We start from the raw sequence: 16,496 nt of genomic DNA on the forward strand, positions 1-16,496 counted from the left end.
ACCGCAGCCATGACGATGGACAAACCCCACGCGCCGGCCACCGAACGCAACCGCGAGCCCATCCTCGCCGTGCTGCGGCGGCACTTCGCTGATCGCCAGCGCGTTCTCGAGATCGGCAGCGGAACCGGCCAGCACGCCATCCACTTCGCCGCTGCCCTGCCCCACCTGATCTGGCAGACGTCCGAGCGGCCGCAGTATCTGCCCGGAATCCGCCTGTGGCTGGGTGAAGCGCAGCTGCCCAACACGCCCGAACCCTTGGCACTGGACGTCAACGTGCCTCTCGCGCTGCCCCTGCGCTACGACGCGATATTCAGCGCCAACACCCTGCACATCATGAGCTGGCCCGAAGTCGAACGCCTCTTCGCCCTGCTCCCCGCCCTCATGACATCCGACGCGCTGTTCTGCTGCTACGGCCCCTTCAACTACGACGGCCGTTTCACCAGCGCGAGCAACGCGCAGTTCGACGCCGCCCTGAAGCAGGACGACCCGCGACGCGGCATCCGCGACATCGAGGCCGTCGATGCCTTGGCGCACTGCGCGGGATTGACCTTGATCGAAGATGCCGAAATGCCGGCCAACAACCGCTGCATTACCTGGCGGCGTCTCGCCGACGCTTGAGGAAGATCGACCGGCCCTCACGACATCGCCCGACCGCGAATAAGCCTATACTGAATTCGTATCGACGCTTTCGTCGGTGCTTGCAAGGAGCAAAATCATGGGCAAACAAAGGCAAGGCAATAAGGAAGAGAAGAAACAACCTCTCATGTCCGCGAAAGAAAAACGGGAAGCAAAGCACGCCAAGAAGCACGTCAACGATCATGTGCCACTGATTCCCCATTGATCGGACGTGCGGGCAAGGCTTGCGCGTATTTCGCCTCAGTCAATGCCTGCAATCTCGTCAGGAGTTCGGTCCGATGCAATACTTTGAATACCGGGTCCACGGCACCTGTCCGGAATCCGCCTGAGGCTGGATGAAGGGCGACCGCCCAACACACCCGACCCCGTCACACTGAACGTCAACGCGCCCCCGCGCGGCCCCTGCGCCATGACGTCGTCTTCAGCACGATCGCCCCGCACGTCTCATGAGCGGGCCCGAAGTCGAACGCTTCTTCGCCCTGCTCCGCGCCCCATCACGCCTGGGGCGCTGTTCTGCTGCTGAGGCCCCTGCAATTACGCCGGCCGCTTCACCAACGCGCGCAATGCGCAGTTCGATACGGCCCTGAGGCAGCACGAGCCGGGACGCGCTGCTGCGTCCGCTCGCGAACGACATCCCGCCGGCGCACCCGCGGTCACGACGCGTGCCGCCACGTCGGAACACTGGCGCGTCGATGATGCGGCAGATTCGAACGCATTCCGTCGATGCATCCGTACTGCAAGTCAAAATTTCACAACATCTTTCGCATACGACGTTGGCAAACACATTTGTCATTTCCAGTCACATTGCGTAACATCCGCCGACTTGCAGCACCTCCAACAGTGACTGAATCAACAAGATAAAAAGACACCAGACGGGGGCACCTCGGGGGGAGGTTCTGTGCCGCCTCGGGACAGAATCCGATCGCTGTCAGGGTCGGAATCCTGCGGCGCACTTGGCCTTACGCCATCCGTTGCGAGCGTCCGAAGGCCCATCCCCTGAGTCTGTCCCTTAGTCCCGGCTGATCGCCGGCGCATCCGGCTGTTGCGATCGGTCGGCCCCAGTCGCGCTCACACCATTGCATCACCAACCTTCGGAAAGGACTCGAAAGCATGGCCAGCAAGAACGGCACGATCGGTAACGACATCATCAACGGCACGAACGCAGCCGATACCGTGAAGGGGCTGCAAGGCAACGACACCCTGCAGGGCGGCGGCGGCAACGACGTCCTGTACGGCGACGATGTCAATTCCACCTACATCGGCAATGACTATCTCGACGGCGGCTCCGGCAACGACAAGCTCTACGGCGGCTACGGCGACGACACCCTGGTGGGGGGCACCGGCAGCGACTCGATGTACGGCGGGAATGGTAACGACACTTACTTCGTCGACTCGTCGACCGACCTGGTGTACGAGGCGACCACGGCAAACCAAGGAACCGACACGGTCATCAGCTCGGTCAGCTACAGTCTGGCAGGCAGCGTGGATCGGAAGTTCATCGAGAACCTCACCCTGACCGGCACGGCGACGAGCGGCACCGGAAACGACATCGCGAACATCCTCAAGGGGAATGACGTCGCGAATACCCTCAATGGCGGCCTCGGCAACGACACGCTGTATGGCGGGCTCGGCAACGACACGCTGCTCGGGGGCGGCGGCGACGACGTCCTGCAAGGCGAAAGCGGGAACGACAAGTTGGACGGCGGCGCCGGCACCGACACCGCCATCCTCACCGGGAATCGCTTCGACTACACGATCACTCAGACCGGCACGGGCGCCTACACCATCGTCAATACGGCCGGCGGCACTGACGGCACGGATACGCTGACGGGCGTCGAACGCCTGGTGTTCGCCGACGTCGCGATGAACCTGGGCACGAACAACCTCGCCGACGGCGAAGTCATCATCAGCGGCGAGGCCGCGCGCGGCAGCACCCTGACTGCTACCAACACCTTGTTCGACGCAGACGGCTTGGGCACCATCAGCTACCAGTGGAGCGCGGACGGCGCCGTCATCGACGGCGCGACGAGCGACACTTTCATCATCGGCCAGGCGCAGGTCGGCAAGGTCATCACGGTCACCGCCAGCTACACCGACGGTTTCGGGACGCTCGAGCAGATCTCGAGCGAAGGGACCGCCGCGGTCATCAACGTCAACAGCACTCCGACCGGCGTCGTCACCATCGACGGGCTGGCAGCGCAGAATCAGACGCTGACCGCCAACACCACCAGCCTGGCCGACGCTGACGGAGTCGGAACCCTGGGATACCAGTGGGAAGTATCGACTGACGGCGCATCGTGGACGACCGTAACCGGCGCGACCGGGTCGAGCCTCGCCCTCACCCCCGCCAATGTCGGCCAGTACTTCCGCGTCGCGGTCAGTTACACGGACGGCTTCGGCACGCAGGAGAGCGTGACGAGCGCGACATCCGAAATCGTCGCCAACCAACGCGGCGATGCCAACGACAACTACATCGTCGGCACGGCGGCAGCCGACCTCCTCGCCGGCGGCGCCGGCAACGACACAATCGACGGCTTGGCGAGCGCCGACACGATGCTGGGCGGCACTGGCAACGACACGTTCTACGTGGACAATGCCGGCGACAAAGTCATCGAGTTCGCGAACGAAGGAACCGACAAGGTGGTCACGACGCTCTCGAGCTACACGCTCGGCGACAACGTCGAGAATCTCGAGCACAACAGCTGGTACGGCTCGCTCAGCGCCGTGGGCAATGCGCTCGACAACCAGATCACGATCAACGGCCCGTACGGCTACAACGACACCCTCGACGGTGGCGCCGGTGCCGACACCATGGCCGGCATCTACGGCGATGACATCTACGTCGTCGACAACGCCGGCGACGTCGTCGTCGAAGTGGCCGGACAGGGCAACGACACCGTCGTCTCGAGCGTGAGCTACACGCTGGGGGACAACGTCGAGAACCTGACGCTCAAGGCCAGCGGCCTCACCGGCACCGGCAACGCCCTGAACAACACCTTCACGATCTTCGATGGCAGCAACCGCATTGTCGAAGCCGTCGAGGGCGGCATCGACACGGTCGTGACCGGCGTGAGCTACACGCTCGACGCCAACGTCGAAAACGCAGTGCTGACCGCGGGCGGCATCACCGTGACCGGCAACGCCGGCGACAATACCTATACGGTCAGCAACGCCGGCAACACCATCGTCGAGGCAGCGGGCGCCGGCATCGACAAGGTGGTCACGACGCTCTCGAGCTACACGCTCGGCGACAACGTCGAGAATCTCGAGCACAACAGCTGGTACGGCTCGCTCAGCGCCGTGGGCAATGCGCTCGACAACCAGATCACGATCAACGGCCCGTACGGCTACAACGACACCCTCGACGGTGGCGCCGGTGCCGACACCATGGCCGGCATCTACGGCGATGACATCTACGTCGTCGACAACGCCGGCGACGTCGTCGTCGAAGTGGCCGGACAGGGCAACGACACCGTCGTCTCGAGCGTGAGCTACACGCTGGGGGACAACGTCGAGAACCTGACGCTCAAGGCCAGCGGCCTCACCGGCACCGGCAACGCCCTGAACAACACCTTCACGATCTTCGATGGCAGCAACCGCATTGTCGAAGCCGTCGAGGGCGGCATCGACACGGTCGTGACCGGCGTGAGCTACACGCTCGACGCCAACGTCGAAAACGCAGTGCTGACCGCGGGCGGCATCACCGTGACCGGCAACGCCGGCGACAATACCTATACGGTCAGCAACGCCGGCAACACCATCGTCGAGGCAGCGGGCGCCGGCATCGACAAGGTGGTCACGACGCTCTCGAGCTACACGCTCGGCGACAACGTCGAGAATCTCGAGCACAACAGCTGGTACGGCTCGCTCAGCGCCGTGGGCAATGCGCTCGACAACCAGATCACGATCAACGGCCCGTACGGCTACAACGACACCCTCGACGGTGGCGCCGGTGCCGACACCATGGCCGGCATCTACGGCGATGACATCTACGTCGTCGACAACGCCGGCGACGTCGTCGTCGAAGTGGCCGGACAGGGCAACGACACCGTCGTCTCGAGCGTGAGCTACACCCTCGGCGCGAACGTCGAGAACCTGACCCTGTCGGGCTCTTCCAACCTCGCCGCCACCGGCAACGAGCTCGGCAACGTGATCAACGGCAACGCGGGCAGCAACCTGCTGATGGGCGCGGCCGGGGCGGACGTGTTCCGATTCGACGACGCGCTCAATGGGGTGAGCAACGTGGACACGCTCGGCGACTTCATGTCGGGCGCGGACAAGATCCAGTTGGCCACGTCGGTCTTCGGTTCGCTCTCCGGCGCGAACCTCGGGCAGTCGTTCATCACCATCGACGGCGTCAGCACGACGGGTGCTGCCGATGCGAACGACTTCCTGATCTACAACAGCAACACGGGAGGCCTGTATTACGACCAGGACGGCAGCGGCGCAGGCGCGATGGTGCAGTTCGCCACGCTGTCGGATACCGGATCGCTGGCAGCGTCGGACTTCCTCATCAGCTAATTGAAAGCGAGGCCACTCGGGGCCGATGGCCCCGAGTGGCCTCCTGATCATCATTAACCCAAGCGCGTCGGGGCAGCTTTCCGGCGCGCTTTTTTTTACTAATGGTACCGCCAGGCATTTATTGCGGGACGCCCGGTCGCCAACCGACAACGCAAACGCGGCGATTCAGCTCTTGCGACTGAACCGTTCCGAATACGCCACCACCACCCCAGACGCCACGATGATCGCCATCCCGATGAGCGAAAGCCGATCCGGGAAATCACCGAACACCAGCCACCCCAGCAGCGTGGCCCACGCCAGCTGGGCATAGGTGAAGGGACTTAATGTCGTCGCCGGCGCCGCGCGCAGCGCCATGATCATCAGCAGATGCCCGCCGGCGGCGAGCAATCCTAGGGAACCGATCAGCAGCCAGTCGCGCAGGTTCAGCGCGCCGGGGACCCAGTACTTGGGCACCAGCACGCACATGGTCGCGGCGCCGATGAGGGCGGTCAAGGAAAGCTGGGTCACGGAGCGGTCGACAGCGCTCAGCTTGCGCGTCAGCACCTGATAAACCGCGTAGCACACTGCCCCGAGCAGGACGTACACCACCCCGACGTTGAAGGCGCTACTGGACGGGCGGGCGATCAGCAGCACACCCGAGAAGCCGACGATGACCGGAATCCAGCGCCAGGCGGGCATCTTCTCGCCGAGGAAACTCACCGCCAGGATCATCACGAGGAAGGGCGTGACGAACACGAGCGCAGTGACTTCGGCGAGCGGCATGTGCTGGAAGGCAGCAATGACCGCTCCGGTCGTGCCGACGAGCGTGAACCCGCGCACAAGCTGCAGGCCAGGACGGGCGCTCTTGAAAAGACTCGTGCCGTAACGCGGGAGGAACACCACCAGCGTGATCAGGAATTGCGCGAAGTAACGTCCCCAGACGACGACCGCGACGGGATGGCGCGAGGCGAGCGTCTTGGAGACCGTGTCGAGCAGCGCGAAGAGCGCGAGCGCGCCCATCAGGTAGAGGATGCCGCGTATCGGATGGGCGGCGGCGGGGGCGTTCATGCGGGGTGGATCCTGTCGGGAGCCGCGGGGCGGATGGAAATCGCCGAACCGTGGGATGTTGTTATGGTTGCGGCCGGATTGTAACCGCGCGGAGCCAGCCGCCGTGTCCCTGCCGTCCCGCGCACGGATGTCCTCTGTGGGAGGGCTTCAGCCGCGAATGGGCCGCGATGGGTGTGATCCCGTCGACTCCCCGCCGCCGCGCTGATGGCCGCCACCAATAGTGCGTTCTTCTCGGTGAGCGCCGTGATCTGGATGTTGCAGCCGCAACTGGGCTGAGGCTCACGCGAACACATCCCACAGCAGCTTCACGCCCGAAAGCCCCAGCATCGCTGTCGCGAACACGAAGAATGCCCGCTCCGGGATGCGCTTCAGCGCCTTGAGGCCGATCCACACACCCACGGGAGCGATCGGCGCGAGCAGCAGCGACATTTTCAGCGATTCCCACGTGAACAGCCCCAGCGCCGCATAGGGCACGATCTTCACGGCGTTGACCACAGTGAAGTAGATCACCGTGGTCGCGACGAAGGTGTCCTTCGCGAGCCCGCGGTTCAGCAGATACACGAGCAGCGGCGGCGAACCGGCGTGCGCAATCGTGCTGGTGAAGCCCGACACAGCGCCCCAAAACAGCCCCGCGCCCTTCCCCGGCGGCCCCGAAAGCTTGAGCCGCGCGCGCAGCCCGAAGATCCGGTCGAGCGCGAACAGCACGGCGATCGCGCCGACGCAGCCCTTCACCGCCTTTTCCGGCATCCAGCCGAACACCACCGCCCCGACGAGCATGCCAAGCGCGGCGGCGGGCAGCAGCAGGCGGATTTCCTCGCTCGACCACCTGCGCCAGTACGCCCGGATCCCGATCCAGTCGATGAACACGAGTAATGGCAGCATCACCGCCGCGGCCTGGGCAGGCGTGATCCACAGCGCCATGAAAGGTACGGCCAGGCCACCAAAGGCGCCGCCAAGGCCGGACTTGGAGACGCCGGTGAGCAGCACGGCAAGACCGGCGACGATCCAGCCTGCGGTATCGAAATTCATCAGGGATCCGGGGAAATGCGCAAGCCGCATCCGACCGCACACAAGCTGGCCCGATGAGGCTCGAACTGGGGAGCGGGATTTTACGCCGCCGCCCCTCGACGCGGAACTTACTTTCCGGCGAGCGAACGCTGCAGTACGTTCAGCACATCCTCAAGCCCGAGCAGCATCACTGCAAGCTTGGCGACGACCGCACCGGCCCTTTTAATCGCCACGAACTTCGCGACGATCTCCTCCGCCGCGGGCGTTTTCTGGGAGTTATGCAAGGGCGCGATCAGCTTCGTGCCAGTCTCGCGGGCGCGTTCGGCCGCGGCAGTGCACAAATTCGCTGCCGAGCTCACGCAACTACTCGGCGGCACCTGGCCCGAAGTCCGGGGCCTGCCGAAGGCCCAGACGGCCTGACCGGCCGGAACCATCACTGCCGGGAGCGCTCATCCGCCCCGGCTCCCTTCCTCCGCCGGCGCCCCGGGCATCCCCCGGCACTCGCGGAAGATCCGCACCCGGCAATGCGCGCATACCTTCGGGTCGAGCGCGGGGACGATGCGCGCCAGGGCTTCGGCCTTGCTCGCGAAGATGTGCCCCCCGCCACGCAGGCTGTCGTGCAGCCCGCTGCGTCGCCACGCGTCGAGCACCCGCGGTCGCGGCCGGTGGAAGTACAGTCCGCCGCCCGCCTCCGCCCGCGTGCGGAACTCGCGCGCCCACAGCTGCTCGCCGGCGAGATCCACGAAATTCATGCTCTTGGCCATCACTAGCAGGTGCTTCTGCCCCGGATGGCGCTCGCGGAACTCCTTCAGCACATCCCCTACGTACTGCGCCGCCCCGAAGTACACGTCACCCTCCATGCGCACCAGCTTCAGCTGCGGGCACTCCGCCGCCTCGCCTGGGACGTCCTCGACGGGCGTGAAGCGCCGCTCCGGACCATGCGGCACCAATACCCGCATCACCGGCCGGGACGTGTGATGAAGGTAAAAGATCAGCGACAGCCCCACTCCGATGAGGATCGCGAACTCGATCGGGATGAGCAGCATCGCGACCCACGTCGCACCGAGGCAGACCGCCTCCTGCCGGCTGAAACCCGCGATCTCGACGATCTTCGGCACGTTGATCAGTGACCACGCGACATACAGGAGCAATGCCGCGATCGCCGACATCGGGATGCCGGCGAGCAGATCCGCCCCGGCAAGGACCAGAAGCAGCAGGAGGAGGCTCGAAAACACCGCCGCGAGGGGCGTCCGCGCACCAGCCTCGAGGTTCGGCAGCGAGCGGTTCAACGAGCCGCAGGAGAGGTAGGACGAAAAGAAGCTGCCGGCGATGTTCGACAGCCCCTGCCCGAAGAATTCGCGATTGACGTCGATATGCTGTCCCGAGCGTTCCGCGAGCGCCTTCGCAATCGAGATCGATTGCCCCAGCGCAACGATCGTCAGCGACAGCGCAATTCCCGACAGCTGCGCGAGCGTTGCCGGCGAAAGATCCGGCATGCTCAGGGGAGGAACCGCCGACGTCAGCGCACCGAGCCGCTCGATGCGCTGACCTGTCTGCACCTGCCAGCCCTCGCCGAGCGCATAGCCGGCCGCCAGGCCCAGCAGCATCGCCGGCCAGCGCCGACGGTAGCGGACGACGACCAGCGTCGTGGCGACGGTCACGAGCGCGACGAGCGGTTCCCCTGCGGCAAGCACGCCGCCCGATCGCGCCAGCTCCCACAGATCCAGCATCGCGCGGTAGCCGATCAGGCACGCCGCGCCCGACATGAAGCCGAGCAGCACCGACGGCGAAATGAAGTTGGCGAGTGAACCGAGGCGAAAACGGGCGATCAGGAACTGCATCACGCCGACCATGAAGGTGGCCGTCAGCACGAGCCGCAGATAGTCCGGCGAGCCCGGCAGCGCCAGCGGCGACAGCATCGCGAAGAGCGCGAGCGAGTTGGCGTTTGTGGGGCCGGACATCACGTGGCGGCTCGAACCGAACAGTGCCGCCACGATGCACGGAACGATCGCCGTATAGATTCCGTACTCGGGCGGCAGACCCGCTAGGCGCGCGAAGGCCACCCCTTGCGGCAGAACCAGCAGCGCACCGAGCAGCCCGGCGACCAAGTCCGCCCGCAAGCCGGCCGCAGTCAGCGTCAGCAACCAGTCACCGCCGCCGTGCGCGACCAGCGCCGGGAAAATCCGGCTCCGCAGCCTGTGCAAATCCTTTGCCCCTAGATTGTCCGTACGTCCGCGGCACGGTTCGCTTGACGACGACGCCCCCGGGCTGCGTCGCATTGCGGACAATTATCACCCCGCGCACGTGTCCGCCGCATCCGCCGCGAGAAGCCGGCTATCTTCCCCCGCCGACGAGGCATTCCATGACCGCGTGCCACCCCGCCTCGGCCCCGGCGCCTGCCTGCGCAAACGCGGCCTCCAGCTGGACCATCTGGGCGCCGGTGAGGCGTGCTTCCAGTGCCTCGCCCGCTGCGGTGAGCCGCAACTGACGGACGCGCCGGTCGTGCGCGGCGGTGTCCGTCGCGACCAGCCCCATCTCGACCAGTTGCCGCAATGGTGCATTCAGGGCCTGCTTGCTCACGCCCAGCACGCCCAGCAAGGCATTCACCGAAACGTGCGGATTGCGGCCGACGAAATACAGGATGCGGTGATGCACCCGTCCGAGGCCGCGCTCTTCGAGGATGCGATCCGGTGGCGCGGTGAAGGCGCGATAGCCGAAGTACAGCAGCTCGATCGCAGTGCGCAGCCTGGCTTCATCGGAAGCGGGCGCGGAGTGGTCGCAGGAGAAATTTTGGTCAACCATATTGACATGCTAGAAGGCGAACCATTACCTTGTCCATAGGTCAAGCTTGTTGACATTTCACCGGACGCCACGATGACCGCCCAGCTATCCGCCCTCCCCACATTTTCCACCCGCACCCGCGACCTGCACGCATCGCCGATCCGCGAAATCCTCGCCGTCGTCGATCGGCCGGGCATGATCTCGTTCGCTGGCGGCCTGCCCTCCGGCGACAGTTTTCCGCGGCTGTCCCTCGACACCATGCCGCAGAATGCGCTGCAGTACGGTCCCAGCGAGGGGGAGCGCCCGCTGCGCGAATGGATCGCCGCTGACTTGCGCACGCGGGGCCTGGAGTGCACGGCCGATCAGGTCCTGATCGTCTCCGGGTCGCAGCAGGGCATCGACCTCGTCGCGAAACTGTTCATCGATCCGCAGACCCCGGTTGCAGTGGAGTCCCCGACCTACCTCGCGGCCCTGCAGGTGTTCCGCTTCTTCGGCGCACGTCTGCTCGCCTACGACGCCGAGGCACCCGATACGGCATCCTTCGTGCAAGAGAAGCCCGCGTTCGCCTACGTCATCCCCACCTTCCAGAATCCGAGCGGACGCTGCCTCGACGCCGCGCAACGCGCCGCGCTGGCCGCCAGCCTCGACGAAGCGCGGATCCCCGTGTTCGAGGATGACCCCTACCGCGACCTCGCCTACGATCCCTGCGAACGCACGCCGCTGTGCGCCGGGCTGCGGCACACGCCATGGATCTACCAGGGCTCCTTTTCCAAGAGCCTCGCTCCCGGACTGAGGCTGGGCTACCTCGTCGCCTCGCCCGAACTGCTCCCATTCCTGACGCGCCTCAAGCAGGCTGCCGATCTGCACAGCAACCGTGTCAGCCAGTGGGTGGTGCTGCAGCAGCTCAACGATCCCGCGCGCCAAGCGCGCATCGACGCCCTCGTCGCGAGCTATCGCGTCCGCCGCGATGCGTTCGAACAGGCCCTCCGCCGACATTTCGGCGACATCGCCACGTGGCGCACGCCCCCCGGCGGCCTCTTCTTCTGGCTGACCCTGAAGCAGCAGATCGACACCCGCACGCTCCTGCCGAAGGCCATCGCAGCGAACGTCGCCTTCATGCCGGGCGAGCCCTTCCTGCCATACGAGGTCGAGGCCTGCGGCCAGCTGCGGCTCAATTTCAGCCATGCAACCGCGGAGCAGGCCGATGTCGGGCTGGAGCGGCTGGCGGCACTTGTGCGAAGCGCGTCCTGAAGCCCGTCGCGGCCGCTCCGGACCACCGGCCGCCGACGGTCCGTTCCACCCGCCCTGTGGCATGATGGAACGGACCATGACCACACCCGCCACCATCTACTACCACGCCGACTGCCTCGACGGCTTCGGCGCGGCCTACGCCGCCTGGCGCCGCCTGGGCGATGCCGCACGCTACCTGCCGGTGCACTACGGAAACGCCTGGCAGGTCGAAGACGTCGCCGGGCGCGACGTCTTCATCCTCGATTTCTCGTTTCCCCGCGCAGAACTCGAGCGCATGGCCGCGCGGGCCCGCTCGGTCTGCCTGATCGATCACCATGCCAGCGCCCACGCGGCGTGGGCGGAGCTGCTGCACGCCGACGAAGGGAGCAGCGGCGCACGCCATCACGATCCCGCCCGCAAGCTGACGGTGATCTTCGATCTCGAACGCTCCGGCGCCCGGCTCGCATGGGCACATTTCCACCCCGATACGGCCGTCCCAGCAGCGCTCGCACACATCGAAGACCAGGACATGTGGCGCTTCCGGCTCCCCGGCACGCGCCCCTTCTGCCGCGCACTGCGCATGCGCGACTTCGCCTTCCCGACCTGGGATCCGATCGTGCGCGCAAGCGAGGATGCGACGTCCCCCGCCCACCGTGCCCTGCTCGACGAAGGCGAAGCCGTCGACCGCTTCCTCGCCATCGAGGTCGATCGGCTCGCGGCAAGTGCGCTGGTGATGCCCGTGGGCTTGCAGTCCACCATCGCGCCGGGCGCCGCGGTCTCCCCGCACGACGAGCGGGTCGGCGGCCTGGCAATCAACGCCAGCGCCGTATTCGCGTCCGAACTAGGCGGACGGCTCGCCGAACGCTCGCGCACCTTCGGCCTCGTCTGGCAGCTCGCCGGCGACGGCTTCGTGAAGGCATCGCTACGCGGCTGCAACGTCGTGAACGTCGCGCGCATCGCCGAACATTACGGCGGCGGCGGTCACCCCAACGCCGCCGGCTTTCGCATGCCCTTGCGCGATTTCCTCGATCAGGTGCTCTCGACAATACCGGACAAGCCACTCTGAACACCTACGCCCGCCAAATTTGCCTATAATTGAAGCCAGATGGCACCAATGGAGTTCCCCATGAGTCCCCCTGTCGCGGCCCTTCCGCCCACCCCCTCGCTTTCGATCGAATCCGTGCTCGGCGGCCAGGGCGTGCTGCATGCAAGGCCGCGGACGGCGCTCGACTGGGTATCCGTCATCCGCCGCGGCATTTCCTCGGCCGCCGTCGATTCGGCGACGAAGACGCTGCACGTCACGCAGGCCGAACTTGCCGAAGCCTTGGGCATTCCGGAGCGGACCTTGGCGCGGCGCAAGAAGGAAGGCACCCTCAACAGCGAGGAATCCGCCAAGCTGGTACGCCTCGCGCGAGTCGCCGAGCGCGCCCAGGAGGTCTTCGAGGATCCGGACCTTGCCATGCACTGGCTGAAGTCGCCCAACACGGCCCTCGGCACTGCGGTGCCGCTGTCGCTCATGGACACGGATATCGGTGCCGAGAGCGTGCTGGACACCCTCGGCCGTATCGAGCACGGCGTATTCGCCTGATGCTCACGGTGTGGCGTCTGGTGACAGCGCGCTTTGCGGATTCGGCATTCTCGGGCGAAGGCGCGCGCTTGTACGGCGGACGCTGGAATCGCAAAGGCGTCCCGATGGTGTATACCGCTGCGACACAGTCCTTGGCCATGCTCGAAATGCTCGTGCAGGACGAACCCTTGCGCGCCCGCTACGTGGTCATTCCGGCAAGATTCCCGAGCGGCCTGCGCATCGACCGTATCGCCGTGGACGAGTTACCCGGCGACTGGCGCAGGCTCGCGGCGCGCGAACACCTGCAGGGTCTCGGCAGCGACTGGGCGAAGGGCAATTCCGCCGCCGTGCTCGCCGTTCCCAGTGCGGTGATCCCGTCGGAAACGAACTACCTCCTCAACCCCTTGCACCCGTCCTTTGCGAAAATCGCCATCGGCGACGCGCAGGAATTCGTCACGGACCTACGTCTCATTCGAAGTCCATAATTCCGAATCGTCCGCGACGGTCGATCCAGCTCCCACCCGAAGACGATTGCCGATCGCGGACGCTCGACAAACTACCCCGCCCCCGCACTACCTGCAATGTCCACCACACCCGAAGAAGACAAGACCGGCGATGCACTGAAGGCCCAGCGTTTCCAGATGCTGGAAGACATCGCCAGCGAGATGTCGCGCAAACTGGTCTTCCCGACCTGTTTCGACGTCACCATCCGCCTGCGCGAGCTGCTCGACGACCCGGATGCTCCGATCGAGAAGATCAGCACCGCCGTAAGTCTCGACCCCATGATCAGCAGCCGCCTGCTGAGCGTTGCCAACTCCGTGCTCAACCGCCGCGACGGCGCGCCGTGCAAGGATCTGCAATCCGCGATCATGCGCATCGGCACGAAGTCGGTACGTTCCCTCGCGCTCGGCATCGCGATGAAGCAACTTCTGCTGGCGAAGGACCTCACCGACTTTGACGGCATATCCCGACGGCTGTGGACGCATTCCGTGACCACCGCTGCCGCCTGTTCCGTTCTCGCGCGCAAGTTCGGTCGCGTAACCGCCGAGCAGGCGCTGTTCGCCGGCTTGGTGCATGACCTGGGCGCCAGCTACATGCTCTATCGCGCCTCGCAGTACGACGAATTGCGTCAACGGCCGGATACCGTCAAGCACCTTGTCTACCAGTGGCACGAGAGCATTGGCGAGTCGCTCCTCTTCGCCCTCGGCATCCCCGAAGAAATCGCCATCGCCACGCGCGACCACGATCACCCCCGCCCCATGCCCGAATATCCGCGCAACCTCACCGACATCGTCTACATCGGCAACGTCATGGCCGGCGGACATTTCGAGTGGATGAAAAAGGATTTCGACGCCGCCGCGCAGGCCCGCGCCGAGCTCGGCGAACCCTATCTACCCCTCATCGAAGACATGAAGGCGGCGACAGCGGAACTTCACGCCGCGCTCGACAGCTGACGTACCCCGCAACCGGGTGCAAACGGAAACTACGGAGAGGATTCCCGCACGGATTGCCTGTAAAATTCCACTCCGACGGAAGGCAGCCGGGGCGCTGCGCGTCGCCCCTGCGACGCCATGAACGATTCGCCTGTCCGGCTAACCATCCTGTACGGACACGGAGGCGCACATGGCGCTGGCATCACTCTCGACGCAGCAGATCATCGACCAGCTCGATTCGGGCTTCCACTGGGTCGGCAGCACCATCACCTACGCCTTCCCGGTCATCGCCGCCGACCTGTTCTGGACCGACGAAGGCAGCTCCTTCCGGCCGCTGGACGCAACCCAGCAGGCGTACGCCGAAGTGGCGCTCGCCTCGTGGGACGAACTGATCGCCCCGTCGTTCGCGGAAGTATCGGGCTCCGCGTCCGACGTCGAATTCGGACTCACCCTCAACGCCGACTACGCCCACGCCTACTTCCCGTCCTACGGAAGCGTCTGGTTCAGGTCCGGCGACGCCTCCCTGGCCGACCCCGAGGTCGGCAGCTATGGCTACCTGACCTATGTCCATGAGGTCGGCCACGCCCTGGGTCTGGACCACATGGGCGACTACAACGGCTACGCGCCCGAGCCGACGAGCTACCAGGACAGCACGGTCCTGTCCGTCATGTCCTACTTCGGTCCGTCCTACGGCTCATGGTCGGCCGGAACCGGCCAGGTCGCATGGGCCGACTGGGTCGGCTCCGACGGCCGGCTCTATCAGCCCCAAACCCCCATGCTCGACGACGTACTGGCGATCCAGAGCATATATGGCGCCGACCGTACGACCCGTCCCGGCGACACCACCTACGGCTTCGGCTCAAATGTCAGCGGCGCGATGGCGGAGATCCTCGATTTCGCGCGCAACGCCCATCCTGTCCTCATCCTCTACGACGCAGGCGGAAACGACACCCTCAACCTCAGCGGCTGGTCGTCGGGCAGCACAGTCGATATCGCGCCGGGAGCCTACAGCTCCTGCAACGACATGACCAACAACATCGCCGTCGCATACTCGACGGACATCGAGAACGTCGTCTGCGGCGACGGCTCCGATTCGATCAGCGGCAACACCCTCGCGAACCGTCTCGACGGCGGCGGCGGCAACGACACCATCTACGGCCAAAGCGGCGACGACGAGCTCCTCGGCGGTGGCGGCAACGACCACCTCGACGGCGGCACGGGTATCGACTGGGCCACCTTGGGCGCGGACCTCGGCAGCTACGCGATCATCTACGACGCCGCCACCGGAATCTTCACGTTCCAAAACCAGTCGACCGGGGTCGACACCATCACCGGCACCGAATACTTCCGCTTCGCCAATGACGTCACCCGAAGCGCCAACGAACTCATCGGCGGTCAGCGTGCTGCGCCCGTTGCCGGGATCACGGTCTCGGGCACCGGCCGCGCCAACGTCCTCACCGGTACCGACGCCGACGACCAGCTGTTCGGCCTCGGCGGCGCGGATTCGCTCGACGGCGGCTTCGGCCACGACCTGCTCGACGGCGGCCGGAGTGCCGACCGCCTCGCCGGCGGCAACGGCGACGACACCTATGTCGTCGACAACCGCAATGACATCGTGATCGAATCGAACGGCCTGCTCGGCGGCATCGACACGGTGCGCAGCACCGTCTCCTTTGCCCTCGGCGCCGACCTCGAACACCTCACCCTCACCGGCCGCGCGCGCGCGAACGGCGCCGGCAACGACGGCAACAACGTCATCGTCGGCAACGCCGGACTCAACACCCTCGACGGCCGCAGCGGCGACGACACCCTGATCGGCGCGGGGGGGCGCGACATCCTCAGCGGCGGCGCCGGCCACGACGTCTTCCGCTTCGACGCCATCTCCGATACCAGTGCGACTGCCCGTAAAGCCGACATGATCTCGGACTTCGCGATCGGCGAAGACCTCCTCGACCTGTCCCTCATCGACGCGAACCTCCTTACCGCGGAAAACGACGCCTTCGACGCCACCTTCGTCGCCGCCGGGTCGGCCTTCTATGCACCAGGCCAGCTCCAGTTCGCCGGCGGCATCCTGTACGGCAACGTCGACGCCGACGCGAAGCCCGAGTTCGCAATCAACGTCGGACAGCTCGCCCTCTCCCACGGCGACCTGGTGCTCTAGGCGACCCATCGCGGCAATCCCCCCGGTCGGCTGCACTGCAGCCGCCATCGCTTTACACACAATTACAACACGTGTGCGCTGAACGCTTGCCGCTGTACGCCGTCGCGTTACA

The 16,496-nt window shown here is 65.7% G+C and carries 14 protein-coding genes; 9 read left to right on the plus strand and 5 right to left on the minus strand.

Going from position 1 to position 16,496, the window contains the following annotated elements; translation table 11 throughout:
• The first annotated feature begins 15 nt into the window (after positions 1 to 15).
• From AzCIB_RS09665 to AzCIB_RS09670, 3 genes are all read left to right on the plus strand, one after another.
• A complete protein-coding gene (locus AzCIB_RS09665) occupies positions 16 to 618 on the plus strand; it encodes a DUF938 domain-containing protein (RefSeq protein ID WP_050418312.1) in 603 nt (200 codons plus the stop codon).
• Between the two features lie 97 nt (positions 619 to 715).
• A complete protein-coding gene (locus tag AzCIB_RS24875) occupies positions 716 to 841 on the plus strand; it encodes a hypothetical protein (RefSeq protein WP_286130925.1) in 126 nt (41 codons plus the stop codon).
• 905 nt (positions 842 to 1,746) lie between these two features.
• On the plus strand, positions 1,747 to 5,157 hold the full coding sequence (locus AzCIB_RS09670) for a beta strand repeat-containing protein (RefSeq protein WP_050415702.1): 3,411 nt from the start codon (positions 1,747 to 1,749) through the stop codon (positions 5,155 to 5,157).
• A 165-nt stretch (positions 5,158 to 5,322) separates the two neighbouring features.
• Here the strand turns inward: AzCIB_RS09670 and AzCIB_RS09675 are convergent, their stop codons facing one another.
• The 5 genes from AzCIB_RS09675 to AzCIB_RS09695 form a co-directional block, all read right to left on the minus strand.
• On the minus strand, positions 5,323 to 6,204 hold the full coding sequence (locus tag AzCIB_RS09675; RefSeq protein ID WP_050415703.1) for a DMT family transporter: 882 nt from the start codon (positions 6,202 to 6,204) through the stop codon (positions 5,323 to 5,325).
• 279 nt (positions 6,205 to 6,483) lie between these two features.
• Entirely contained in the window at positions 6,484 to 7,233 is a 750-nt protein-coding gene (locus tag AzCIB_RS09680) for a sulfite exporter TauE/SafE family protein (RefSeq protein WP_050415704.1), read from the minus strand.
• Between the two features lie 107 nt (positions 7,234 to 7,340).
• Positions 7,341 to 7,571 (minus strand): type I 3-dehydroquinate dehydratase, encoded by a 231-nt coding sequence (locus AzCIB_RS09685; protein ID WP_050415705.1) that lies wholly within the window; start codon positions 7,569 to 7,571, stop codon positions 7,341 to 7,343.
• 90 nt (positions 7,572 to 7,661) lie between these two features.
• Positions 7,662 to 9,416 (minus strand): SulP family inorganic anion transporter, encoded by a 1,755-nt coding sequence (locus AzCIB_RS09690; protein WP_198149655.1) that lies wholly within the window; start codon positions 9,414 to 9,416, stop codon positions 7,662 to 7,664.
• Positions 9,417 to 9,546: 130 nt separating this feature from the next.
• Positions 9,547 to 10,014 carry a MarR family winged helix-turn-helix transcriptional regulator gene (locus tag AzCIB_RS09695; protein WP_050415706.1) on the minus strand — a complete coding sequence of 156 codons (468 nt, stop codon included), beginning with the start codon at positions 10,012 to 10,014 and terminating at the stop codon, positions 9,547 to 9,549.
• Between the two features lie 72 nt (positions 10,015 to 10,086).
• On the opposite strand from AzCIB_RS09695, the gene AzCIB_RS09700 reads away from it, so the two are divergent.
• The 6 genes from AzCIB_RS09700 to AzCIB_RS09725 all read left to right on the plus strand — a co-directional run bounded on the left by AzCIB_RS09700 (position 10,087) and on the right by AzCIB_RS09725 (position 16,384).
• On the plus strand, positions 10,087 to 11,244 hold the full coding sequence (locus AzCIB_RS09700) for an aminotransferase-like domain-containing protein (RefSeq protein ID WP_083446950.1): 1,158 nt from the start codon (positions 10,087 to 10,089) through the stop codon (positions 11,242 to 11,244).
• A gap of 76 nt (positions 11,245 to 11,320) precedes the next feature.
• Complete coding sequence (locus tag AzCIB_RS09705; RefSeq protein ID WP_050415707.1) at positions 11,321 to 12,289, plus strand: DHHA1 domain-containing protein; 969 nt, start codon at positions 11,321 to 11,323, stop codon at positions 12,287 to 12,289.
• Positions 12,290 to 12,349: 60 nt separating this feature from the next.
• Positions 12,350 to 12,811: an Xre family toxin-antitoxin system antitoxin gene (locus AzCIB_RS09710; RefSeq protein ID WP_050415708.1), complete on the plus strand. Its 462-nt coding sequence runs from the start codon at positions 12,350 to 12,352 to the stop codon at positions 12,809 to 12,811.
• Complete coding sequence (locus AzCIB_RS09715) at positions 12,811 to 13,275, plus strand: RES family NAD+ phosphorylase (protein WP_050415709.1); 465 nt, start codon at positions 12,811 to 12,813, stop codon at positions 13,273 to 13,275. Before AzCIB_RS09710 ends, AzCIB_RS09715 begins: the two co-directional genes overlap by 1 nt.
• Positions 13,276 to 13,371: 96 nt before the next feature.
• A complete protein-coding gene (locus tag AzCIB_RS09720) occupies positions 13,372 to 14,244 on the plus strand; it encodes an HDOD domain-containing protein (protein ID WP_050415710.1) in 873 nt (290 codons plus the stop codon).
• A 169-nt stretch (positions 14,245 to 14,413) separates the two neighbouring features.
• Complete coding sequence (locus AzCIB_RS09725) at positions 14,414 to 16,384, plus strand: M10 family metallopeptidase (protein ID WP_050415711.1); 1,971 nt, start codon at positions 14,414 to 14,416, stop codon at positions 16,382 to 16,384.
• Positions 16,385 to 16,496: the final 112 nt, after the last annotated feature.

The sequence above is a fragment of the Azoarcus sp. CIB genome (assembly GCF_001190925.1).
Taxonomy (GTDB): domain Bacteria; phylum Pseudomonadota; class Gammaproteobacteria; order Burkholderiales; family Rhodocyclaceae; genus Aromatoleum.